The following is a 24,840-nucleotide window of genomic DNA, read 5'->3' on the forward strand; positions in this document are numbered from 1 at the left end:
CTTCGACGTTGCGGCGAGAGTAACGACGGCCTACACGTTCGACAAGTGGTTGCGCAAAAACTCTTCCTCGTTCGGCTGTTCGTCCACGTCAGGCCGATCAGGGCTGATCAGGGCAGGTGAACCGGGCACAGTAACGGGTTACGGGGGCGGTGGTGATCAATCCTCGCGACATGGTTGACACGGCCACGGACCGCATGTCAGCGTCGAAGCGTTTCACTTCGGGTGTGTGTCCGCGTGCCGTCCCCGCGGCGTCCGCACCCGCACCCGCACCGCCCACGTACGGCCTGCCCTGTCCTCCTCCAGTCGCGGCCCAACGCCGCACTTCGCAAGGGGTTTTCCGCTGTGAGTACCGTCTCCGTGCCCGCCGAGCTGCCCGCCGAGCCGCCCGCGGACCCGCCCGTGGACCCCGCCGCGCGGCAACTCCCCTTCCGCGACGTGTCGTTGCCGCACGCTGAACGGATCGAGGACCTGCTCGGTCGCCTCACCCCCGCCGAGCGCATCGCGATGCTGCACCAGTACGCCCCCGGCATCCCGCGGCTGGGCGTGGCCGCCTTCCGCACCGGCACCGAGGCGCTGCACGGCGTCGGCTGGCTCGGCACTGCGACCGTCTTCCCGCAGGCCGTCGGCCTCGGCGCCACCTGGGACGACGAGCTGCTGCACGCGATCGCCACCGCGACCGGCACCGAGCTGCGCGCGTACCACCACCACCGCGCCCCGGCCCTCGGCGAGGGCCGCATCAGCCTCCAGGCGTGGGCGCCGGTCGTGAACCTGCTGCGCGACCCCCGCTGGGGCCGCAACGAGGAGGGCTACTCCGAGGACCCGCTGCTCTCGGCGCGGCTCGGCCACGCCTTCTGCCGCGGCCTGGCCGGCGACGACCCGCGGCGGCTGCGCACCGCGCCCGTCCTCAAGCACTTCCTCGCCTACAACAACGAGGACGGCCGCACCACCACCTCCTCCGGCGTACGGCCGCGCGTACTGCACGAGTACGACCTCGCGGCCTTCCGGCAGCCCGTCGCCGAGGGCTCCGCGACCGGCGTCATGGCCGCGTACAACCTCGTCAACGGCCGCCCCTGCCACGTCACTCCGCTGCTGGAGAGCGAGCTGCGGCGGTGGGCGGAGCCCACGGGGGAGGAGCTGTACGTCGTCAGCGACGCCGAGGCGCCGTCCAACCTCGTCGAGGACGAGCACTACTTCGACGACCACGCCGTCTCGCACGCCGCGGCGCTGGTCGCGGGTATCGACAGCTTCACCGACCACGGCGACGACCCCTCCGTGACCGTCGCCCGCCTCACGGAGGCCGTCGAGCGCGGGCTGCTCACCGCCGCCGACATCGACCGCGCGGTGCGCAGGCAGCTGTCGATCCGCTTCCGGCTCGGCGAGTTCGACCCGGACGGCGGCCCGTACGCGGACACGCCCTGGTCGGCCGTCGACTCCCCCGAGCACCGCGCGCTCGCCCTGCGCGCCGCGACGGAGGCGGTCGTGCTGCTCAAGAACGGTGCGGTGGAGGGTGGTTCGGGGCGCCTGCTGCCGCTCGCGGCGGACGGGAGGCGCGTCGCGGTCGTCGGGCCGCTCGCGGACAGCCTCTTCGAGGACTGGTACAGCGGCACGATGCCCTACCGGGTGACCGCCGCGGACGGGCTGCGGGAGGCCGTCGAGGCGGTCGGCGGCGGCGTCGAGGCGATCGAGGGCGTCGACCGCGTGACCCTGCGGGCGGCGTCGACGGGCGGGCTGCTGGGCGCCTTCGGGGAGGACGCCCGGCTGTCGGTGGGGGCGGCCGGAAACGATGCCGACGCCGCTGCCGCGGCTTCCGGGGGCGGGGCCGGGCTGTTCGACCTCTTCGACTGGGACCTCGGGGTGCTCACCCTGCGCAATGTGCGCACCGGGCGCTACGCCGGGCTCGTCGACGCGGACGGCTCGCTCGCGGCCGACCGCGTCCAGCCCGCCGGGTGGGACGTGCACGAGACCTTCCGGCTCGAACCGGTCGGCGACAGCGGCGCGGTGGCGCTGCGCGCGATCCACGGCGGGCGGTACGCGGTCGTCGACCCGGCGACCGGTGCGGTCACAATGAGCGCCGAACTCGCCGAGGACGCCGAGCACTTCACGCTCACCGTCGTCCGCGACGGCATCGCGCAGGCGGTCGCGGCCGCGGCGCGGGCGGACATCGCCGTCGTCGTCCTCGGCAACGACCCCATCATCAACGGCCGCGAGACCCAGGACCGCGCCGGGATCACCCTCCCGCCCACGCAGGAACGGCTGTTGAAGGCCGTCGCCGCCGTGCGTCCCGAGACCGTGCTCGTCGTCATGAGCAGCTACCCGTACGCCGTGGACTGGGCCGAGTCCAACGTCCCCGCCGTGCTGTGGACTTCGCACGCCGGGCAGGAGACCGGCCACGCGCTCGCCGCCGTCCTGCTCGGCGCCGCCGACCCCGCGGGCCGCCTCCCGCAGACCTGGTACCGCGCGGACGACCCGCTGCCCGAGCGGCTGGACTACGACATCGTCAAGGCGGGCTGGACGTACCAATACCACCGGGCCGCGCCGCTCTACCCGTTCGGGCACGGCCTGTCCTACACGGACTTCACGCTCTCGGACCTGACCCTCTCCGCCGACTCCGTCGACCGCGACGGCACCCTCACCGCGAGCGTCACCGTCACCAACTCCGGTGCGCGCGCGGGCATCGAGACCGTGCAGCTGTACGTACGGGCGTGCGCCGCCGGGACGTACGAGGCGCCGCTCCTGAAGCTCGCCGCGTACGGCAAGGCCCGGCTGGCGCCCGGCGAGTCCGCGCGGCTGGACTTCCCGCTGACGGCGGCGGAGGCGCTTGCGCACTGGTCCGTGCGGGAGGGCAGCTTCGCCGTCGAGCCCGGCGCGTACGAGGTGCTCGCCGGGCGGTCGGCCGGGGCGCTCCCGCTGGCCGCGCCGCTGACCGTGACCGGGCCCGCACCCGCACCCCGCGCCGTCGTCGGCAGCCGGGTCGCCGCGGTGGACTTCGACGACCACGAGGGGGCCCGGCTCGTGGACGCGACGCGCTCCGCGGGTGACGCGGTGGCCCCTGCCGGGGAGGAGGCCTCCCTCGTCTACCGCGCCGCGGACCTGGGCGGGGCCCGGGCCTTCACCGCGGAGGTCGCGCTAGCCTCCGGCGGGGCGGCCCTGGAGGTCCGGGCCTCCGGCGCACTCCTCGGGACCCTCCCGATCCCCGCGACGGGATCCCGCTACACCTGGACCTCCGTCTCGCTGGACCTGCCCGCGGTGCGGGGCGTCCACGACCTGACCCTCACGGTGCGCGGCGCGGCTTGCGTGAGGGCCTTCACGTTCGAGAGCTGAGCCCTCGGGGGGGGCCTGCGCTTGCCGCGCCGGGCAACCCCCGGGGCGGGGGGAGGATGCGGTTGCCGCGCCGGGCGACCTCAGGGGCGCGGGGAACTGCGCGACCAGCCACGACGTACCGTCACGTCGTCACCGGCCCGAAGGGGCAGTTCGGTCCGTACCGGACCACCGGCCGGTGGTGGGTTGCTCGCGCAGTTCCCCGCGCCCCTACGGGCGCGCCCGGCGCAGCAGGCGCACCCCCGGCGCGGGGGGAAAGCGACTGCACCTGGTTAGGACGTGTTCACGTCATAGCCAGGGAGTGTCATGATGCTGGCGCACGGAGATTACCCGCCGGTAGGCGGGGGGTGAGGACGGATCCCCGACCGCGTCAGGAGAGTTCGGCATGGCCTCATACAGCAGGCGCACGTTCCTCGGTGGTGCCGCGGCGGTCGCCGCGGGGCTGACCCTCGCGGACAGCCCGTACGCGTCCGCCGCCGCGTACGACCGCGCGCTCGCCACGACCGCGGCGCGGGCCGTGCGGGTGGCGGGCACCACGCTGGAGCAGGTCGCGACCCCGGCGGGCGCCGGACCGTACGTGCGGCTGGCGGCCGGGCCGGGGTGGCCGGTCGTGGTGCGGACGGAGCTGGCCGCGGGCGCGGCGGGGCGCGACGACCGCCGTACCGGGCTCGCCTCCTTCGTGCAGTTCACCGACCTGCACCTCGCGGACACCGAGTCCCCGGTGCGGTTCGAATACCTCGCGCCCTTCATCGACTCGGCGTACCGCCCGCACGAGACCCTGACCGTACGCGGCGCGGCCTCCCTCGTGGACCGGGTCAACGCGCTCGCGGGCGGCCCGTACACGGGGCAGCCCTTCTCGCTCGTGATGGCCACCGGCGACAACACCGACAACCACGAACTCGTCGAGCTGGACTGGTACTTGTCGGTGATGAGCGGCGGCGCGATCACCCCGTCCACCGGTGACACCAGCCGCTACGAGGGCGTGCAGAACTCCAACTCCTCGAACTACTGGAATCCGGAGTCGTCCCTGCGCGACGACTACAAGGCCAAGGGCTTCCCGCAGGTCCCCGGCTTCCTGAGTTCCGCGGGCCGCCCGTTCACCGCGACCGGCCTGCGCGCCCCGTGGTACACGACGGTCGGCAACCACGACGACAGCATCGAGGGCACCCTCCCGGACCTCGGCCTGCTGGGCTCCCTCTACACCGGCGGCAACAAGATCGAGGGCCTGGACTCCGCGACCGCCGCCAAGCTCGCGGACGCCATCCAGCACGACCCGGCGAGCGCGGTCGTGCTGCTCGGGCAGCTCCTCGCGTCCGGCCCGGTCCGCAAGGTCACACCGGACGCGCGCCGGGCGCCCTTCACCCCGAAGCAGTTCGCGGCCGCGCACCTCAACTCCGCCTACACCGGCTCGGGTCCGTACGGCCACGGCTTCACGCAGTCGGCCGCCGACAGCGGCAAGCTCTACTACACCTTCCCGGTCGCCCCCGGTGTGCTCGGCATCAGCCTGGACACCACCAACCGGGCGGGCTGGGCGGACGGTTCGATCGGCACCGCGCAGCTGAAGTGGCTGGAGTCGGTGCTCCAGGCCAACAGCACGCACTGGTACGACAGCGACGGCAACGTGGTGCGGCGCGGCTCGCAGGACAGTTACGTGCTGGTCTTCAGCCACCACACGAGCACCACGATGGGCAACACGCTGCCCGACCCGTACAACCTCTTCGAAGCCCGGCACAGCGGAGCCGAGTTGGTCGCCCTGCTCCAGCGCTACCCGAACGTGCTCGGGTGGGTCAACGGCCACACGCACGCCAACCAGATCACCCCGCACGCGCACGCGGTCGCCGAGCGGTCCTTCTGGGAGATCAACACCGCCTCGCACGTGGACTTCCCGCAGCACGCCCGGATCATCGAGGTGGCCGACAACGGCGACGGGACGCTGTCGCTCTTCACCACGCTCATCGAATCCGCCGCGCCCTACGCGACCGACTTCGGCGACACCTCCGAGCGCGGCCTCGCGGCGCTCTACCGCGAGCTGTCCTACAACGACCCCTACGCCACGCCCGCCGCGAAGATCGGCGCCGCCGGGGACCACAACACCGAGCTGCTGCTGGCCCGTCCGGGCGCCTGAGCAGCGCGTCGACCCGATCCCGGCGGGGGTTCCGCCATGGCCCCCGCCGGGATCACGGGGGTAGGCTCGCCTGCGGCTGGGGAGCTGATGCGATCAGAGGTTTGCCGTGTACGTGACGCCGGAGCCGTCCTCGCCGGTCTGGTACGACCGCCCCGCCGCGCGCTGGGTCGACGGGCTGCCCGTCGGCAACGGGCGGCTGGGCGCGATGGTCTGGGGGCCGCCGCACGACCAGCGGCTCTCCCTCAACGAGGACACCTTCTGGTCCGGCCCGCCGCCCGCCGGGCACCCCGCCGTACCCGCGGGCCTGCTCGACGACGTCCGCGCCGACCTGCGCGCCGGGCGGCACACCGCCGCGGGGGAGCGGCTCAAGGCCGCGCAGGGCCGCGGCGCGGAGGCGTACCAGCCCGTGGGCGACCTGGTACTGCGCGTCACCGGACCGGGCGGCGCGCCCCTCCCGTTCCGCTTCCGCGAGCTGGACCTCGACACGGGCGTGGCCCGGCACGTCGCGGACGGCGTCGAGCAGACCGTCTTCGCCGACACCGCGACCGGGCTGCTGGTCATCGAACTGCGGGCCCCCGAAGGGCGCCTGTCCGCCGAGCTGAGCTGGCGCACGCCCCAACTCCGCCACGCCGTACGGGCGGTGGACGGCGACGGGCTCGCGCTGCTGCTGCACGCCCCCTCCCACGTCGGCGACGACGCCGAGCGCCGCCCGGTCGTCGAGCACGGCGACACCGGCATGGCGGCGGCCGCGCTGGTCCGCGCGTCCTGCGAGCCGGGCGAGGGCGGCGGTACGGTCTCGGTCGCGGACGGGGTCCTGCGGGTGCGCGACGCCGCGCGGTGCACGATCCTCGTCGACGTCCGCACCGGCTTCACCGCCTGGAACCGCGCCCCGCGCACCGACCCGGAGGAATGCCTCGCGCGCGCCGCCGAAGCCGTCGCCCTGGCCCGCGGCCGAACGGACCTGCTGGCCGTACACGCCGCCGAGCACTCCGCCGCCATGGGCCGGGTCCGGCTGCGGGTCGGGTCGGGCCCGCAGCCGGCGGAACCCCTCGACGTACGGCTGCGCGCGTCGGAGGCCGGGCCGCGCGACGAGCAACTGGCCGCCGTGCTCTTCGACTTCGGCCGCTACCTGCTGCTGGCCGGCTCCCGCCCCGGCACGCAGGCCGCCCACCTCCAGGGGCTGTGGAACGACTCCGTCACCCCGCCCTGGCACTGCGACTACACCGTCAACATCAACACGCAGATGAACTACTGGCCGGCAGAGAGTGCCGCTTTGCCCGAATGCCACGGCCCGCTGCTCGACCTGGTCGCCGATCTCGCCGACGCCGGGCGCGAGGTCGCCCGCGAGCTGTACAGGGCGGACGGGTGGACCGTCCACCACAACACCGATCTGTGGCGAGCGACATGGCCGGTCGGGGACGGCAACGACGACCCCATGTGGTCGAGTTGGCCGCTCGGCGGCGCGTGGCTCAGCCTCCACCTCGCCGAGCACTGGCGCTACGGCCGCGACCGCCGCTTCCTGCGCGACCGCGCCTGGCCCGTCGCCGCCGAGGCGGCCCGCTTCCTGCTCGGGCTGCTGCACGAGGACCCCGACGACCCCGCGGGCCACCTGATCACCGCCCCCGCCACCTCGCCGGAGAACCGCTTCACGACCCCCGACGGGCCCGCGTCCGTGGACCGTTCCAGCACGATGGACCTCACCCTCGCCAGCGAACTCTTCGGCTTCCTCACCGAATCCGCCGCCGAGGCGGGCCCGGCCGCCGACCCCGAGCTGGTCGCCGCCCTCACCGCCGCCCTGCCGCGGCTGCGGCCGGCAGGCGTCGGCAGCCGCGGCGAACTGCTCGAATGGCACACCGAGCGCCCCGAGACCGAGCCGCACCACCGCCACGTCTCGCACCTCGTCGGCCTGCACCTCGGCCGCACCCTCACCGACCCGCGGCTGCGCGCCGCCGCCCGCCGCAGCCTGGAGCTGCGCGGCGACGAGGGCACCGGCTGGTCCACCGCGTGGAAGACCGCCCTGTGGGCGCGGCTCGGCGACGGGGCCGCCGCGCACCGGCTGCTCGGCGTGATGCTGCGGCCCGTCGAGGGCGACAGCGACGGCGGCGGGGTCTACCCCTCGCTGCTGTGCGCGCACCCGCCCTTCCAGATCGACGGCAACTTCGGGGCCACGGCCGCGATCGCCGAGATGCTCGTGCAGTCGCGCGGCTCCGAACTTCTGCTGCTCCCCGCGCTGCCGCCCGCCTGGCCGGAGGGCGCGGTCAGCGGGCTGCGCGCGCACGGAGCGGTCACCGTCGAGCGGCTGGCCTGGGCGGGCGGCGCCCTGTCGGCGGCCACGCTGCGGGCCGCGCGCGACACCACCCTGACCGTCCGCTGGCCCGGCGCCCACCGCACCCTCAGCCTGCGCGCGGGGACCCCGTACGACATCGCTCCGTGAACGCATGCGGGTGCGCGCGGAGTTGGCCACCGAGGCCAGATGGCGGCGCGAACTCGCGTACGGTTGGCGCAATGTGACGTTACGACAGTGTCAACGGCGCCGCTGCTCAGCGGACCTTCCGGGGCAGCCGGGAGGGGCGGGCGGCGCCCCGCAGCGAAGGGAAGCACGCATGTCCGAGGACCTGGCCCGGCCCGACGTCGACGGCACGGACGGCGAACCGCCGCTGATCGACACGAGCGTCGCGCACTCCGCGCGCGTCTACGACTTCATCCTGGGCGGCAAGGACAACTACCAGGTCGACCGCGAGGCGGCCGAGCAGATGCTCGCGGGGTGGCCGAACCTGCGCACCTCCATGCGGGAGAACCGCAAGTTCATGCACCGCTCGGTGCGTTACGCCGCCCAGCAGGGAATCGACCAGTTCCTGGACATCGGCACCGGCATCCCGACGTCGCCGAACCTGCACGAGATAGCGCAGGAGGTGAACCCGGCGGCGCGCGTCGTCTACGTCGACAAGGACCCGATCGTCTTCGTGCACGCCGCGGCCCGGCTCACCGGCACCCCCGAGGGCAGGATCGCCTACCTGCGCGCGGACATGCACGACCCGGAGGCCATCCTCGGCTCGCCGGAGGTGGCCGAGACGCTGGACCTGAGCCGCCCGGTGTCGCTGTCGCTCATCGCCGTCCTCCAGTTCGTCCCGGACAAGGAGGACGCGTACGCGCTCGTCCGCGGCTACCTCGACCGGCTCGCCCCCGGGAGCCTGTTGACCATCACCACGGTGACCACCAACACCGACCCCGACGACGCGGGCACCGTCACCGCCGAATACACCAAGCGCGGCCTGCCGGTCCGCGACAGCACCCGCGCGGACGTCGAACCCTTCTTCGCCGGGCTGGAGTTGACCGAGCCCGGCGTCACCCTCATCCACCGCTGGCAGCCCGAGCCCGGCACGGAGGACTCCGTCCGGGACGACGAGGTGGCGATGTACGCGGGTGTCGCGCGCAAGCCGTAACTGCCCCTCGTCGGAACTCCGTTCGCCCCGCGCTGTGTGCTTCGTGCGCGGGGCGTCCGCGTCCCTACCCCTGCGGGATCAGCTCGGCGCTGACGATCCGGCCGCCGCACGGGGCCTCGGCGACGTCCCAGCGCGCGCACAGCGCGTCCACGAGCAGCAGCCCGCGCCCGTCCACGTCCCCCGGTCCGGGCTCCCGCCGCTGCGGCCGGTCCGGCGTCCCGCCGTGGTCCTCGACCTCCAGCCGCACGCGTACGCCGTCGAAATGCACCCGGCACTCGAAGACCGGACTCGCGGTGTGCCGTACGGCGTTGGTCGTCAGCTCGCTCACCAGCAGAGCCGCGGTCTCGACGGTGTCGTCGTCGCACCCCGCCCCGCCCAGGTACGCCCGCACCCGCCGCCGCGCCACGGCGATCGCCTCTCCCCGCGCGGGAAGAGCGAACCCCAGCCCGGCCGTCATCCCGGCCCCCGGCCGGAACGCGGACGCCGTCGCCGTACCGGACGATCCGATACCGGACCGCCGCGGGAAGTCGTTGCTCGGTAAGGCCACGGTGTGCGTTCCTCTCAACGGGAGGCGTACGTGCCAGGCGTTCGGGCGGCGCGCGGTGACGCCACGTCACTATATGCCCCTGGGCAACGCAAGTTGACAAGAAACACTGTGTAATTTGCAGATCCGGAAGTCCATAGTGTGCGCGGGCCGGCCGCGGTGCGGGTGCTTTCGGTAGGGGTGGGCGGATTGCGGCCGGGCGGGGCCGGGTTGTGCCCCCGAGCCCGCCCGGCCGGCGGGTCCTACAGGACCATGCACCTGTCCGGTTCCATCGCCTCGGAGGCGTCCGCCGCGATCCGTGCCGGGAGGGCCACGGCTATGGCTTGACTTGCCAGTGGCATATGCGGAATGCTGGCGACCGTTGCAAGGCCGGTCTGCGGCGGTGCCGCCGCGGTGGCGGTCTGGCCGGCGGCCAGCCATGCGAGACAGCAGAGCCCGGAGGCAACGGCGATTCTGGTGCAGGTGATTTTCACGCTGTTCCTGACGTGCGAATAACGGGTGACTGCCGCACCATTGCACCGGGCTTCGGCACGCGGGCGTGCAAAAGAGGTGCACCTCGGGCGCATTGCATGCGTAGGCACACCTGTTCCCAATCCGCGTGCCGGTGCGGTTTGGGAACGCGGAAGATCATCCTGCCAGATGCCGCCCCAGCTCCGTCAATCGCTGGCCAATGTTTGCGGTTTCGCGATGTCCTTGGGCCTGTGCGGCGTCGAACGCCTGTCGGAGAAGTGCGTAGGCCTCGTGGGGTAAGCCCGATGCGCGGCGAACGGCGGCCAGCAGAATTCCGCACTCGACGGCCTCGTCGAGGTCCTGCGTTGCGACCGCCGTCGCGAGCGCGGCTTGCAGACGCTGTGCGGCGGCGTCGAGCCGCCCCGCGTCCAGGTCGACGTGGCCGAGCCCGCGCAGCGCCTGGATCTCCTGGTTCGCCGCACCGATGTCCCGCGCGAGGCGCAGGGCTTCCGCGAGGCAGGACGTGGCGCGGTCGTGGTCGGCCTGGAGACGCAGCGCTCCGCCCATGCTGATGAGGGTGTCGGCCTCGCTCTTGCTGTCGGCCAGTGACCTGTAGACCGGAAGGGCCGCCCGGCACAGTTCGAGAGCCGCCGCGGAATCCCCGAGTTCCACGAGGAGGTCGGCGAGACTGCCCCGGGCGGTGGCCTGCTCGTACCGATTTCCCACGCTGTCGAGCAGGGCGACCGATTCCTCGAACGCTTCACGCGCGCGATTGAGCTCGCCTTTCCGGCGCAGCAGGTCGCCGATGTTGTTCATGACCACCGCGGCGAACTTGTCGTCCCCGAGTTCGTCGAAACCGCTCCGCGCGCGGCGGAAATGCTCCAGGGCGCGGTCGTTGTCCCCCAGATAGAGGCGGGCCACTCCCAGGTTGTTGTGCAGGCGAATGACCAGCTGCGCGTTTCCGGAATGCGTCGCGGAAACGAAAGCCCGCTGGTAATGCCGGAGGGCGTCCTGATGCTGCCCCCGATGCCAGTGCATCGAACCCACCGCGCGGAGCGCCTCCGCCTCCGCCGCCGTGTCCGCCAGCGCCACCGCCAGGTCGAGGGCGCGGCGGGCGGCGTCGGCCGCGCGGTCGTACTGGGCCGTGCTGGCCAGGGCGTCGGACAGGCGGAGGAGGGCGCGGCACAGGTGCGGGGTGGGGGCGTCGGGGGGCCACTGGGTCACCGCGCGGGTGAGGAGGTCCACCGCGGTGGGCCAGTAGCACTCCGCGTTGAGGTATCCCGCCAGGGAGAAAGCGAGTTGGGCCGCGAGCGCGGTGTGGCCGCGCGCCAGTGCCATCCGCTGCACCGCGAGCGCGTTCTCCCGTTCCGCCGTCAGCCAGGCTATTGCTGAGGGGGCGTCAGCAAAGACCGCGAGGGATGCCGCCGCGTCCGCGGAATCGTGCGGCTCGCGGCGGTAGGCGATGCGGTCCGCCCGGTCCGCGGTCTGCGCGTAATAGTGGATCAGCCGTAGGGCGATGTGCTCGCGCAGCGGCTCGTCGTCCTCGCTCGTGACCAATTGAACGGCGTATTCGTGCAGAAGATCATGAAACGTGCACCGATCCGCCACCGGCTCGCGCAGCATGTGCGCGGACAGCAGCCCCTCGACGAGCCTTTCCGCGTCGCCCGGCGCGACGTTGAGGATCGCCGCCGCCACCGGGACGGTGATGTCCGGGCCCGGGTGGAGGCTGAGGCGGCGGAAGGCCTGGCGTTGGGGGAGGGGGAGGCCCAGGTAGGAGAGCTGGAAGGCGGTGCGCAGGGCGGTGCCGGCCGTGTCGTGGATCTGGTCCAGGCGGTCGGGGCCGGTGAGGCGGTCGTGGAGGGTGGCCAGGGTCCAGGCGGGGCGGGCCTGGAAGCGGTTGGCGACGAGTTCGATGGCCAGCGGCAGCAGGCCCGCGAGGTGGACGATGCGGGCGACGGCCGCGTCGTCGGACGTGCGGTCGTCGCCGGCGAAGCGGCGGAAGAGGGCGGCCGCGTCGGCGGGCGGGAGGACGTCGAGGTGGAGGGCGCGCGCGGCCGGGAGGCCGGTGAGGTGGCGGCGGCTGGTCAGGATGATGAGGGAGGGTGTGCCGTGCGGCAGCAGCGGGCGGACCTGCTCGGCGTCGGCGACGTCGTCGAGGACGACGACCGCCCGCCGCCGCGTCAGCGTCGTACGCCACAACTCGGCCAGTTCGACGACGTCCAGGGGCAGTTCGGCGGACGGTGTGCCGAACTCCCGCAGCAGGCGGGTGAGTGCGTCGGCGGTGGTCATGGGCTCCTGGACGGCGGAGTGGCCGCGCAGGTCGAGGCACACGCAGCCGTCGGGGTAGTGCGGGGCGAGGGCCACCGCGCTCTGCACCGCGACCGCGGTCTTGCCGATGCCGCCCATGCCGCTCACCGACTCCAGGGCGACGACGGTGCCCTCCCCCGTGCCTGCCGGGGACCTGAACGCCGCTGTGAGCAGGCGGAGTTCGTCCTGGCGCCCGATGAGCGGCGGCTGGTTCGGCAGGACGCGCGGGACGTGCCGGGCGGGGGCTTGCGCGGGTGGCGCGGGGGGAGCGGCGGCCGTGGCCGGGGGACGGGGCGCGACGGCCTCGCGGATCAGGTCCGCGACGGGCCGCTGGCGCAGGACGCCCACGTAGATGCGCTTGAGGGCTTCGCCGGGGCGCGTCCCGTACTGCTCCATGAGCAGCTGCCGGGCGCGGTCGTAGACGCGGAGGGCGTCGGTGTAGCGCTCGCTGCCGTAGTAGGCGAGGGTGAGCAGGCCGAGGAGCGTCTCGTCGTCCGGGTGCTCGGCGGCGAGCTGGTCGAGGTCGGGGACGAGGGCGCGGTAGTGGCCGAGGCGCAGGTCCAGGGAGATGCGGGAGACCGCGGCGGCCAGCCGGCGTTCGCCGAGCGAGCGCCGTACGGTCTCGGGCCACAGGCCGGTCAGGCCGGTCAGGGCCTCGCCCTGCCAGAGGTCGTCGGCCTCGCGGTAGAGGCGGAGCGCGGTCGTGTCGTCGGCCTGGGCCGCGCGGCGCAGCAGGTGCTGGAAGCGGTGCCAGTCGACGGCCTCGGGGTCGGCTTCGAGGACGTACGCGTGGTCCCGGCGGGCGATGCGCGGGGCGTCGGGGGTGCGGGCGGCCCGGCTCAGCCGGCCGCGCAGCCGGGAGACGTACGAGTGGGTGTTGTCGCGTGCGTGGGGCGGGGCGGCGCCGTCCCAGAGGCGGCCGATGAGGGTGTCGATCGGGACCGCGCGGCCGACGTCGAGCGCGAGCGCGGCGAGGACGGTGCGCTCCTTCGGCGAGCCGAGCGCGAGGTGTTGTCCGCCGGTGTGCACCGCCACCGGTCCGAGCAGTCGGAAATCCACCAGCGCCCGCCTTCCCCCGGCTGGCCGTCCTTCATTCCCCGCTGGTTCTCCTTGATGATGAGCATGACACGAACGTGCGAATGGTCACCAGGGACCGTGGACGGGCTGGCCGAATAGCTGCCGCGGCGGCCCGGGCGTGCGTCTCCTGTGCGCCGTGCGCGCGTTTGGCATATGCGCGGCGCACATGCGCCGTGCTGGCCGGATCACCGGCGGGCCGACAAAGGGGCGCAGATGGACCGTTCGCCGTACGAGACCCACCGCAACAGCATCGCGGGAGACGCCCAGCTCGGCGGGCCCGCGATCCAGGCCAGGGACATCCACGGCGGGGTGCACCTGCACGCGGCGGCGCCGCGCGCCGTGCCGCGGCAATTACCGCCTGTTCCCGGCCATTTCGTGAACCGCCGCGCCGAACTCGCCGACCTCGACGCGCTGGTGGCCGGGCCGGGCGGTACGAGCGCGGGCGCGGTGCCGCTGATCGTCGTCAACGGGCCCGCGGGCGTGGGCAAGACCACGCTCGTCTCCCGCTGGCTCGGCGGACGGGCCGCCGACTTCCCGGACGGGCTGCTCTACGCCGACCTGCGCGGCCACACCACGGAGGGGGCCGCGCCGCCCGGCGAGGTCCTGGGCCGCTTCCTGCGCGCGCTGGGCGCCGCGGCCGTACCGGCCGACCTCGCCGAGCAGACGTCGGAGTGGCGCACGCGCTGCGCGGGCCTGCGGGTCGCGGTGCTGCTCGACAACGCCTTCACCGCCGCGCAGATACGCCCGCTGCTGCCCGTGGGGCCGGGCAGCGTCGCCGTCGTCACCAGCCGCAGCCGGCTCACCGGACTCGGCCTGGACGGCGCCGCCTTCCACCGCCTGCACGGCATCGGGCGGGCCGACGGGGTGGAGTTGCTCTCCCGCGGCATCGGCGCCGAGCGTGTCAGCGGCGAGATCGCCGACGCCCATCGGATCGTGGACCTGTGCGCGGGCCTGCCGCTCGCCGTGTGCCTGGCCTCCGCGCGGCTCGCCTCCCGCCCGCGGCAGCGCGTCGCGGCCCTCGCCGACGCGCTCGCCCCGGACGCGGAAGGGCTCGACGCCCTCGACGTCGAAGGAGAGACCACCGTGCGCAAAGCCCTGGACGCGACCTACGCCACCCTCGGCCCGGACGCCGCGCTCCTCTACCGCCGGCTCGGCCAACTCCCGCTCGCCGTCTTCGACCCGCCCACCGCCGCGGCCGCGTGCGCCCGCCCGCAGCGCTGGGCCGAGGACCGCCTCGACCAGCTCACCGAGGCCAACCTGCTGGAGGCGACCGGCCCCGAGCACGGCGGCCAGAGCCCCGGCTACCGCTTCCACGACCTCGTCCGCGTGCACGCCGGTGCGCTGGGCGCCGCCGACACCGCCGACGGCGGGCCCGACACGGCGCTGCGGCGCGTCTGCGACTGGTACCTGCACACCGCCACGGCGGCCCAAGCACGCCTGACCGCAGTGCAGTTGGTACTCCCGCGCGACTACGTCCACCCGCCTGCGGAGCTGCCGCCGCCCTTCACCGACGACCTCGGCGCGACCCGCTGGCTCGACACCCGCCGCCACGACCTCATGACCCTGCTGCGGACGGCCGCCGCCCGCGGCTGGCACGCCCTCGCCTGGCAGACCGCCGACGCCATGTGGCCGCTCTTCCTGCGCATGCGCCACCACGACCTGTGGATCGAGGCGTACGACATCGGGCTCGCCGCCGCCCGCGCCGACGGCGACGCGCGCGCCGAGCGGCAGATGCTCAACTCCGGTGCCATCGGCCTGAACGCCGCCCGCCGCTTCGACGCCGCGATCGCCCGCTACGAGGAGTCGCGGCGGGCCGCGCACGCGGCGGGCGACATCCGCGACGAGGGCCAGGCGCTCCTCGGCATCGGCCGCTGCCACCGCGAGGCGGGCCGTCCCGCGGCGGCCGTGCCGTACCTGGAGCAGGCCATCTCCCGCTGGGACGCGTGCGGTTACGTACGGGGTACGGCCCTGGCCCGTACCGTCCTCGGCGAGATCGCGCTCGCCGCGCGGGAACCCGAGAGCGCCGCGGAGCTTTTCGCGCGGGCCCGCGCGGTGCACACGGCGGTGGGCGACACGCACGACGCCGCCCGCAACCAGGCCCTGCTGGGCCGGGCCCGCGCGATGGGCGGCGACCACGAGGGCGGCGCGGCCGCGATGGACGGCGCGCTCGCCGTCTTCACCGCGTCCGGCGCGGCGCACTGGCAGGCCCGCACCCTGGAGATGCTCGGCGACAGCGCCCGCGAGCGCGGCGACCACCTTGCGGCGGCCGCCCTGCACGCGCGGGCGCTGTCCTGCTACGAGCTCACCAGCCCGCCGGACGCCGACCGGCTGCGGGCCGCTCTGCCCGCGCAGCCGCACCCCGCGGGACGGGCAGCAGCGGACCGGCCCACGGATGCGAGCGTGCTCGCGCGGGCGGGCGAGGCTCCGGACGCGGGTCCGGACGCGGGTCCGGACGCGGGTCCGGGTGCGGCGCCGGGCAGTTCGCCGGATGCGGGTGCGGATTCGGGCAGCCCGCCGGGTGCGGGTGCGGCTCCGGATGCGGCGCCGGGCAGCCCGGCGGGTGCGGACACGGCTCCGGGCAGTTCGCCGGGTGCCGACACGGCTCCGGGCAGCCCGACGGGTGCCGACCCGTACAACCCGCCCCGCACGCGTCCCGGCACGGCTCCGGGCAGCAGCGCGTGACCGTGATCGCCGCCGCCGCGAGGCCGCGCAGGGTCGCGCCGGGGACGAGGACGAGGCAGGCGTGCAGGCAGGACGGCAGCAGCGGGTGGTGGGCCGGGTGCCGCGCCGGGCTGAGGGGCGGGGCGCCCAGGACGAGCGGGGCGGGGTGCGCCGCCCCGGCCACCGCCCAGCCGCCCTCCGTGCGGGGGACGGCGGCGAGCGCCGCGCCGGGGTGCCGCTCCAGTGCCGTCGCGAGCCACGCGCGTGCTTCGGCCGCCGTGCGGGGGCGGCTGCCGGTGAGCACGTCGGCGTACGCGGCCGCGCACCCGTCCGCGCAGGTGTCCGTGTCGACGGCGAAGTGCTCGTCGAGCGCGGCGGCGTACGCGGGGAGCGCGCCCACCGCCGGGGGCGGGCCCGCCGGTCCCGGCACGGCGGTGAGCGTCACCCGCCGCACCCCCCAGCGCAGCGTCACCGTCACCCCGGCCGTACCCGGCGGGAGGGTGCCCGGCGGGTGGCGGCGTACGGTCACGAGGCCCGTCATGCCGACCTCCGGTCCGGGCCGCCCACCAGCGCCTGCCACGGCGGGGGCACCGGCAGGGGCTCGGTCAGCGCGGCGTGCGCGGGCTCGCCCAGGCCCATGAGCTGGTAGAGCAGCGTCCGCATGTTGCGCAGGAAGCGGCCCGGCTCCGACGTGATCCGGGCCGCGATGGCGGCCCGTTCGGGCTCCCGCCGCTCGGCGGCGGCGTAGGCGAGCTGGTCGACGAGCGGGTGGCCCGGCGACAGCGCGGGTACGGTGCGCGCGAGCGCGGCGGCGGGCGAGGCCGGGTTGGTCTCCTCCGTGACGGGACCGGCGAGCAGCAGCGCCGCTTTCGTCAGCGTTCCGTACAGAGTGACCGATCCGTGGTCGCCGATGATGCCGTCCGCGGCGACGAGCACGCTGCGCCAGTCCGCCTCGGGCGGCACGAGCGCGATGCCTGCCCGCCGGCAGCTGGCCATCCACGAACGTACCTGGTAGGCGCCGTGCCCCGCGTAGACGTTCGGGTGCACGAGGATCGCCACCCGGTGCGACTCACGCGGCAGTTCGCCGAGCAGCCGCGGCAGCAGCGCCTCGAAGCGGCTGAAGGACGACCACGGCCCCCATGTCGAGGCGGCCACCACGAGCTGGCGGCCCCCGGTGAGCCCGAGCGCGCGGCGGAAGCGTCTGCGCAGCGGCAGGCTCGCGACGATCCGGTCGTGCACCGGGTCGCCGACCACCCGCGCGAGCGGCACCGCCTCCGGGCACTGCCGCCGCAGGTCGCGCAGGTCGGCGCGGTGCGGAAGGACGACGGCCGCGGGCAGTTTCCCCGCGGCCGTCAGGTCCACCCGGCGCAGCCCGGCCACACCGGGATCGCTCGTCCCGAGCACACGTTTGAGGTACGCGGCGCCGTGCGGCATGGTCACCAGCGGCGCGCGTATCCCTCCGGCACCGATCCGCCCCGCGGCGAGCGCGAGGTCGAACTCCATCCGCAGGGCCTCTTCCCACGGGATGACCGCGCATCCCATGCGGGCGAGGAAGGCCGGTACCTCGTCCCCGAACGGGTGCGGTGGCACGGTGAAGACCACCTGCACCCGGAAGTCCCCGTCGACCACGGACAGCACGTCCGTGAGCCGCTTGACGTAGGTGACGGTCTGGGCCACCACCAGGATCCTCTTGCACCCGACAACCGTCAGATACTGGCGCGTCGACGCACCCGGTATCCTCCCGATCGGTCGTAACGCTGACACGAAATCCCCCAGGATTTGTCTGTCTGCCGCGGGCTGCGGACCGCCGCCCGCACTGGTGACGGGATGCCCGGGCGCGTGGACGGATTTCTGGCGGGACCCTTGCAGGAAGCTTGCAGAAACCTGGATACGGGGCCGGAGCTTCCCGTTCCGTGAGCACGCGACGCGCCGATGGCCGGATTCGCACGTCAGAACGGCCTGATACCTCGTTCGTGAGTTCCGCCCTCGGGACCCGACATCGCCGGGTGACGCTCGTGGGGACGGCATCTGGCATGTGCCGCGCGGAAGTTGCGAGCCTACGGGGGTTGCGATGGCGGAACGGTCGGCAATGCGGGCGGGGTTGGACGGGCAGGCCGTGCTGGTCGCCGCCGGAGTCGCCGATGTGGCGCTCGGGGCGCTGGGGGCGGCCGTCGGGGCGCTGCGGGATCTGCTCGGGCGGGCGGACGGGCCCGAACTCGCCGAGCAGGCGGGGCGGGACCTCGCCGCGCGGGGGCGGCTGGCGCTGGACCGGCATGTGCACGTACCGCCCGCGCATCTGGAGGTGCTGGCCCGGCAGTCGCGCGCGGCGGCGCGGGGGGCCGGTGGGGGCGGTGCCTGAGCGCGGCCCTGATCAGTGGCTGGGGCGCGGGCCGGAGCGCTGGTCGCAGCGGTGGGATCCCGCGGCGTTCAAATCCCGGGTGGACGAGGTGCTGCACGACTTCGTCGGCCCGGAGGCCGCGCAACTCGCGGCCATCGACCCGCAGTTGGCGCCGGTCGCCGAGCAGGTCGCGGCCGCCGCGGTGGACGGGAAGCGGCTGCGCGCCGCCTTCTGCTACTGGGGCTGGCGGGCCGCCGGGCAGCCGGAGAGCGACGCGCTGCTGCGCGCCGCCGCGTCCATGGAACTGGTGCACGCCGCCGCCGTCGTGCACGACGACCTCATCGACGACAGCCCGCTGCGGCACGGCCGCCCCACCGCGCACCTCGCGCTGCGCCCCGCAGTCCGCGGCCTTCCCGGGGCGCCCGCGGCCGCGCGCTCGCTCGCGATGCTGGTCGGCGACCTGCTCATGGCGCTGGCCGGGCAGATGTTCGCGACCAGCGGGCTGCCCGCCGCCTACCTCGCGCGGGCCCGCCCGCTGTGGTCGGTGATGGCGCGCGAGCTGATCGCCGGGGAGTGCCTGGAGATCCTGCGCACCGGCGCCGCCGCCGACACCGAGGCCTCGCTGAAGGTCGTGCGCTACAAGACCGCCAAATACACCGTGGAGCACCCGCTGCTGATCGGCGGCGCCCTCGCCGGTGCGGGCGGCCGGCTGCGCGCGGGCTACTCCGCGTACGCGCTGCCGCTCGGCGAGGCCTTCCAGCTGCGCGACGACCTGCTCGGCATCTTCGGCGACCCGGACCGTACGGGCAAGAACGCCGCCGACGACATACGCGGCCGCCGCCCCACCGCGCTGCTCGCCCAGACCTGGCAGCTCGCGGGCACCGCCGACCGGGCCAGGCTGCGCGCCGCCCTCGGCCGCCGCGGGCGCGACGCGGGAGCCGCCGCGCTGGAGGCCGTCCGCGAGGTCATGCGGCGGCTCCGGGCGCCCGAACGCGTCGAGGAGATGATCACCGCGCGGGTCGCCGCGTCGCTGGAGGCGCTGCGCGGCCTGGACGTCCCGGCGTACGCGGCGGGCGCACTGACCGCGCTGGCCCACTCGGCGACCGAACGCACAGCCTGAGCGCCCGCGCAAGCGCCCCGCGTGGGGCCAGCCGCCTGCGCGGGGCCCGCCGCCCGCTACTGCGCCCCGCCGCCGTACCCGACCACGACGACTCCGCCGCGTAGGACCCGCGCGTGCGATCCGCGCGCCAAGCCGAGGAGCCCCGCCATGACCGCCACCGACGACGACACCTCCATGGACGCCCTGCTGCACGCGGGCGACGAGTTGGCCGACGCCACCGTCGCCGCGCTCTTCGAACGCGGCGAGGTCGGCACCTTCAACACCCTCATGCGGTACGTCTCCACCGCCGGGTCACCGCTGCCCGACGGGCTCCCGGACGTCGCGCGCGACTACCTGGAGGCCACCCGCGTACCCCCGTCGTGGGTGGACTGGGGCGAGATGGAGCGGGCGCGGCTCTTCTTCATCGACAACAACGTCCACATCTCCACCGCCCTCTCCTTCGCCGCCATGCCCGCCTGCTACGTCGTGCCGCGCGTCGCCCGGCTGCTGTCCATGACGCACGGCCTCAGCTACCCCTCCAAACGCATGGCGGAGACAGGGCAGTTCACCGTCCACCTGATGCAGCCCGACGCGTTCGAGGCGGGCGGCAAATTCGTCCCCGCCGCGCAGAAGGTGCGGCTGCTGCACGCGTCGATCCGGCACCACCTGCGGCGCGACGACCACTGGGACGCGGCCGAACTCGGCACACCCATCTGCCAGCAGGACATGATCGGCGGGCAGATGTTCTTCTCGATGCTCGTGCTCGACAGCCTGCACCGGCTCGGCGTCCACATGACGCAGGAGGGCGCGGAGGCCTACTACTACGCGTGGCGCGTCGTCGGCGCGATGCTCGGCGTCGACCAGGACGCCGTGCCCAAGTCCCTCGACGACGCACGGCTGTTCCTCGACCGCTACATGGTCGCGAACATGGGACCGTCCGAGGAGGGCGCCCATCTGACCCGGCAACTCATCGACCTGTACGAGGAAGTGGTGCCCGGCACGCTCTTCGACCCGCTCGTCTCCGCCCTCATCCGCTACCTCGTCGGCGACACGTGCGGCGACTGGCTGCGCGTCCCGCACACCGCGTGGGACACCGTCGTCCGCACCGTCCCGCACCTGCTGAACGTCCTGGAGACGATCGAGGACCGCTCGCCGCTCGGCGCCTGGGCGCTGGACCGGCTCGGCCACCTCACCACCGCCCTGGAACTCTCCTCCCTCACCCGCGGCCGCGTCATGCACTACGCCATCCCCGAGCAGCTGCGGAAGGACTACGGGGTGTCCGACGCCGTCCCGCGCACCCGCCGCTGGACGCCGCCGCCCCCCTCGGTCGGCTGAAACGGCGAGGCGCCGGAGCACGTCGTGGGCGGTTCGCACCCGGTGTGCCCGGCCGGGCATCTAGGGTGAGGACGAGGATCTCAAGGGCGGGCCCGGCGCTGCCGGGACGGCCGCGGACGGCGGGAGCGGATTCGCGATGACGGTTGAACTGCCCGCCGCACCACGCCCGTTCGTCGACCGGGACGAGGAGCGGGCCCGCGCCGAGCGGGCCGCACGCGAGGGCGCGGGCAGCGGCCGGGCCGTCGCCCTGTCGCTGAGCGGGCCGCCCGGCGTCGGCAAGAGCGCGCTCGCCTACCGCATCGGCCGGGCCCTGCACGACAGCGGCGGCTACACGCACGTGCTGACCGTCGACCTCGACGACTACCGCGGCCCGGACGGCTGGCTCGACACCGGCGACGTGCTGACCCAGCTGCTGGAGTCGCTGGACGTCGAACCGCAGAGCGTGAAGGCCGCGTTCGCCGCACGCCGCCGCCAGTACCGCGCCGTGACCGCGCGCAACCGGGTCGTCCTCGTGCTGGACAACGCGCGGTACGGCTCCGAGGTCGCCGATCTACTGCCCGCCTCCGACGGCGTGCTCATCACCACCGGCCACCGCCCGCTGCACGACCTCGACGGCGGCGCGGGCCTCGACCTGCCGGTCGGGCCGCTCGACGACGCGTCCGCACGGCAGTTGCTGGAGGGCATCGTCACAGACGGCCGCCTCGCCGCAGAACCCGAGGCCGTGGACGCGCTGGTGCGGCTGTGCGAGGGCTCGCCCTCGGCGCTGCGCATCGCCGCCTGCACGCTGCGCCGGCACGGGCTGCGCCCGCTGACCCGGCTGCTCGGAGAGGTGCGCGGCGTCCTGGACGAGGAGGTCGCACCGGTCGTCGACCGCGTCCTCGACGTCGGCTACGGCGAACTGTCGGCCTCCGCGGGTGAGTTGTACCGGTTGCTGCCCTTCCATCCCGGACCCTCCTTCACCCGCGCCTCGGCCGCGGCGCTCCTCGGCCGCGGGGCCGACGCGTGCGACAGCGCGCTGGAGGAGCTGCACGCGCAGGGCCTCGCCGATGTCCGCGACGCCTTCCGCGACCCCGCGGCGCGGCTGCGCCTGTCCTACGCCCGCCGCGCGCACGCCCGCCGCACGGCCGACTCCGCCCCCACCGCCACGGGCCCGCACGACCGCGCCGCCGCCCTGCGCCGCTTCCTGCGCTGGGAGACCCGCCAGTGGCAGCAGGCCGACCTCCTCCTCGCGGGCCCGCGCCTCCGCGTCCACCCCCTCCTCCCGGAGGAGCCGGGAGCCCCCGACGTCCTCCTCGCCACGCGAGCCCCGGGCGAGGGCCCGGGCGCGGCACGGGTGCCCGGCGGCGACGCCGGTGCTGCGCCCGCTGCGGGTGTTGATGCGCCGGGGGCGGGGGCGGGTGATGCGCCGGGGGCGGGTGCCGGTGTTGCGCCTGGCGCGGGGGCTGGTGTTTCGCCCGGCGCGGAGGCGGGTGCTGCGCCGAGCGCGGGTGCCGGTGTTCCGCCGGGCGCGGCACGAGTGTCCGTCGGCGATGCCGCTGCGCCGGGGGCAGGGGCGGGTGTTGCGCTCGACCCCGGCGCCGGTGCCTCACCCGGCGCGGGTCCCGTACCCGGCGTTGCGGCCGAGCCCGGCAGCGGCGACGTACCCGCGTCCGGCGGGCGGGCCGGGCGCGTACCGTCGCCGTCGCGGTGGATGTACGAGGACCGGCACGTCCTCTTCGCCGCCGTGCGGCTCGCGCACGCCGTGGGGGAGGACGCGCTGTGCGTGGCCCTGTGCGAGGCCGCCTGGACGTACGCGCAGGACCACCCGCCGAAGGCGGATCTGCTGGACGTCTTCCGGCTCGGTCGGGACAGCGCCCTGCGTGCCGGGGATCTTCCCGGCGCGATCCGCATGCGGTGCCAACTCGCCCGCTGGCTCTGGCCGTCCGACCCGGACGCCGCAGAACCGGAGATGGCCGCCGCGCTCGCCGCCGCCGAACTCCTCCCCGGCGACGACGATTCGGTGAAGCTCCGCGCCTCCGCGCTGGAATTCCGCGGCATGCTCGACGCCCGCAAGGGCGATCTCGCCTCCGCGGCAGGCCGTTACGCCGAGTCGCGCACCCTCCAGGATTCCATCGGCAACGACTACGGCGTCCTGCTCCAGGACTACCGCCTCGGCCAGACCCTCGCCGAGCTGGGCGAAGTCGCCGCGGCCGAGGCCCTGTTGACCCGCGCGCACGCCGCCGCGGAAGCGGACGGGCGCGACCGCATCACCGCCCGCACGGGATTCGCGCTGGCCCATCTGCTCGCGGGGCGCGGCGCGTTGGACGAGGCTCGCGTGCTGTACGGCGCATCCCTGGACGGCGCCCACCGCCGCGGCTCCGACTTCGACCGGGCCCGCGTCCTCGACGCTCTCGCGGCGCTGGAGGAGCGGGCCGGACGCCCTGCCGAAGCCGCCGCCCACCGCACCGCGTCCGCCGCGGTCCGGGAGCGCAACGGGCTGGAGTAGCGGCCTGCTCAGAGGACGTACGCCGCCTGCGCCGGGAGCGCCGGGCCCAGGGTGAGGCGGAAGGCGCGGTCGCCGATCAGGCAGTCGTACGTGCCCGCGTGCAGCGGCGCGGTCAGCGTGGCGGGGGCCGCGTGGACGGCGGAGAGGGCCGCCGCCGGGTCCGGGTGGACGACGCGGCCCGCGTGCGCGGCGGGTGCCGTGCGCAGCGCCCACAGGGCGGGGTCGCCGCGGCGGCGCAGCACGCACGTGCCGTCCGGGAGGATCGCCGCCGCGGTGTGGCAGCCCGCGTAGTCGTCGAGTACGGCGCCGGTCCAGCCCTCCGCCGTCCAGCTCTCGCGGTGCGGGCCGGGCCCGGGCGCCGCCGCCCTGCGGTAGAGGACGCCCGCGGTGCGCGCGAAGTGCTCGCCCGCGGTGCCGTGTTCGACGGCCAGGTGGTGCCCGGCGGGCCCGAGCCCGGCGGGGACGCGCTCGACCCGTACGCCGCCGCCCGTGCGGTGGACGTGCACGTCGAAGGCGGCCGGGAGGCGGGCCGGGGGCGCGGGCGGCGGCAGCGGCCGGGGCCGTACGGTGCCCGCGGGCGGGTCGAGGCCCAGCAGCGCGTACAGCTCGGCGCGCAGCCGGGGGAGGGAGCGGCCGAGCCGGTCCTCCGCGAAGGCGGCCCGCGCCGCCCGCCCGGCGACCGCCGGTCCGTACGCCGCGAGCTCCCCGGGCAGGTCCGCGGCCCGCGCCAGCCGCGGGACCCCCGCGAGCAGCATGTCGATCGGGCTGCCCGGTATGACCTCGCCCCCGCCGTCGCACGCGGCGAGCACCGGGCGTTCCGGGCCGCCCGCCGCGAAGTAGAGGGCGACGGAGCCGTGGTCGGTCACGAGGACGTCGGCGGCGACGAGGAGGGCGGCCCACTCCTCGTACCCCGCGCCGACCGCCAACCCGGCGGCGCGCGCGGGCGCGAGACGCTCCGCGAGGTCGAAGTCGCCCAGCGCGGCACGCGCGTTGGGGTGTACGACCAGCGCGAGCTGGTAGGCGTCCACGGGGAGCACGGCGGCCAACTCGGCCGCCAGCCGGGGACGTCGCTCCAGCAGCGACTGCTCGCCCCACGTCGAGGCGAGCACCACGAGCCGCCGCCCGCCCGTGCCCAGCGCACGGCGGTAGCCGTCGCGCAGCGAGCGCGAGGCCAGGATCCGGTCGAGGGTCGGATCGCCGACGACGGTGGCCCGCGGGGCGGCATGCGGTGCGGCGGCGGCGAGTTGGGCGATCTGGCCGGGGTGCGCGAGGGCGTGCAGTACGAGGTGCTGGTCGTCCTGCGGCAGATAGGCCGGGTCGAGGCCGGACGCGATCATGGCCGAGCCCTCCGCGGGCAGGGCCTTCCCGAAGCCCGCACCGTGCGGCAGCAACACGCGCTTGCCGGACAGCAGTTGGAGCGCGCCCTTGGGGCTCGCGGTGAGGATCAGGTCGTACGGCCGCTCGCACGCCTCCTCCCACGGCACCGTCCGCCCACCGGCCGCGCCGACCGCGGCGAGCGCGTCCGTACCGAAGGCGGAGCCGGGCACGAGGGTGAAGCGGCGCGTGATGCGGGCGTCACCCTCGAAGACCGGCAGCACGTCGAGCAGGCGGTACATGGCGACGTCCGAGCGCGCGGCGAGCAGCACGGTCCTCCCCGT

The 24,840-nt window shown here is 75.0% G+C and carries 14 protein-coding genes; 10 read left to right on the forward strand and 4 right to left on the reverse strand.

Translation table 11 applies throughout. The annotated features are described in order from the left end of the window. Positions 1–342 precede the first annotated feature (342 nt). The 4 genes from ACH4SL_RS00930 to ACH4SL_RS00945 all read left to right on the forward strand — a co-directional run bounded on the left by ACH4SL_RS00930 (position 343) and on the right by ACH4SL_RS00945 (position 8,886). Positions 343–3,321, forward strand: coding sequence for a glycoside hydrolase family 3 C-terminal domain-containing protein (locus tag ACH4SL_RS00930; protein WP_398441144.1), 2,979 nt, complete (start codon positions 343–345; stop codon positions 3,319–3,321). A 382-nt stretch (positions 3,322–3,703) separates the two neighbouring features. Beyond that, positions 3,704–5,443 carry a TIGR03767 family metallophosphoesterase gene (locus ACH4SL_RS00935; protein ID WP_398441145.1) on the forward strand — a complete coding sequence of 580 codons (1,740 nt, stop codon included), beginning with the start codon at positions 3,704–3,706 and terminating at the stop codon, positions 5,441–5,443. Between the two features lie 106 nt (positions 5,444–5,549). Then, positions 5,550–7,877, forward strand: coding sequence for a glycosyl hydrolase family 95 catalytic domain-containing protein (locus ACH4SL_RS00940; protein ID WP_398441146.1), 2,328 nt, complete (start codon positions 5,550–5,552; stop codon positions 7,875–7,877). Between the two features lie 169 nt (positions 7,878–8,046). Beyond that, on the forward strand, positions 8,047–8,886 hold the full coding sequence (locus ACH4SL_RS00945) for an SAM-dependent methyltransferase (RefSeq protein ID WP_398441147.1): 840 nt from the start codon (positions 8,047–8,049) through the stop codon (positions 8,884–8,886). 64 nt (positions 8,887–8,950) lie between these two features. Here the strand turns inward: ACH4SL_RS00945 and ACH4SL_RS00950 are convergent, their stop codons facing one another. Beyond that, entirely contained in the window at positions 8,951–9,433 is a 483-nt protein-coding gene (locus tag ACH4SL_RS00950; RefSeq protein ID WP_398441149.1) for an ATP-binding protein, read from the reverse strand. Positions 9,434–9,778: 345 nt separating this feature from the next. Between ACH4SL_RS00950 and ACH4SL_RS00955 the strand changes: the two genes are divergently transcribed. Further along, positions 9,779–9,925, forward strand: coding sequence for a hypothetical protein (locus ACH4SL_RS00955; protein ID WP_398441150.1), 147 nt, complete (start codon positions 9,779–9,781; stop codon positions 9,923–9,925). Positions 9,926–10,057: 132 nt separating this feature from the next. Here the strand turns inward: ACH4SL_RS00955 and ACH4SL_RS00960 are convergent, their stop codons facing one another. Next, positions 10,058–13,246 (reverse strand): AfsR/SARP family transcriptional regulator, encoded by a 3,189-nt coding sequence (locus ACH4SL_RS00960; RefSeq protein ID WP_398441151.1) that lies wholly within the window; start codon positions 13,244–13,246, stop codon positions 10,058–10,060. 231 nt (positions 13,247–13,477) lie between these two features. Here ACH4SL_RS00960 and ACH4SL_RS00965 point away from each other — a divergent pair, with 231 nt between their 5' ends. Further along, on the forward strand, positions 13,478–15,946 hold the full coding sequence (locus tag ACH4SL_RS00965; RefSeq protein WP_398441153.1) for an ATP-binding protein: 2,469 nt from the start codon (positions 13,478–13,480) through the stop codon (positions 15,944–15,946). Between the two features lie 516 nt (positions 15,947–16,462). Here the strand turns inward: ACH4SL_RS00965 and ACH4SL_RS00970 are convergent. Further along, positions 16,463–17,602, reverse strand: a complete 1,140-nt coding sequence (locus ACH4SL_RS00970) for a hypothetical protein (protein WP_398441154.1) — start codon at positions 17,600–17,602, stop codon at positions 16,463–16,465. 394 nt (positions 17,603–17,996) lie between these two features. Between ACH4SL_RS00970 and ACH4SL_RS00975 the strand changes: the two genes are divergently transcribed. From ACH4SL_RS00975 to ACH4SL_RS00990, 4 genes are all read left to right on the forward strand, one after another. Further along, the gene (locus ACH4SL_RS00975; RefSeq protein ID WP_398441156.1) at positions 17,997–18,284 is read left to right on the forward strand and encodes a polyprenyl synthetase; all 288 of its coding nucleotides are present in this window, start codon (positions 17,997–17,999) and stop codon (positions 18,282–18,284) included. After that, positions 18,277–19,383, forward strand: coding sequence for a polyprenyl synthetase family protein (locus tag ACH4SL_RS00980; RefSeq protein WP_398441157.1), 1,107 nt, complete (start codon positions 18,277–18,279; stop codon positions 19,381–19,383). Before ACH4SL_RS00975 ends, ACH4SL_RS00980 begins: the two co-directional genes overlap by 8 nt. Before the next feature lie 147 nt (positions 19,384–19,530). Continuing rightward, entirely contained in the window at positions 19,531–20,697 is a 1,167-nt protein-coding gene (locus ACH4SL_RS00985; protein ID WP_398441158.1) for an oxygenase MpaB family protein, read from the forward strand. A 136-nt stretch (positions 20,698–20,833) separates the two neighbouring features. Next, positions 20,834–23,182, forward strand: a complete 2,349-nt coding sequence (locus ACH4SL_RS00990) for a hypothetical protein (RefSeq protein WP_398441159.1) — start codon at positions 20,834–20,836, stop codon at positions 23,180–23,182. 8 nt (positions 23,183–23,190) lie between these two features. Here ACH4SL_RS00990 and ACH4SL_RS00995 read toward each other — a convergent pair. Next, positions 23,191–24,840 (reverse strand): translation initiation factor 2 (locus ACH4SL_RS00995; RefSeq protein ID WP_398441160.1); only part of this gene is annotated, 1,650 nt, incomplete at its 5' end.

This window comes from Streptomyces sp. NPDC021020 (genome assembly GCF_044333285.1).
Taxonomy (GTDB): domain Bacteria; phylum Actinomycetota; class Actinomycetes; order Streptomycetales; family Streptomycetaceae; genus Actinacidiphila.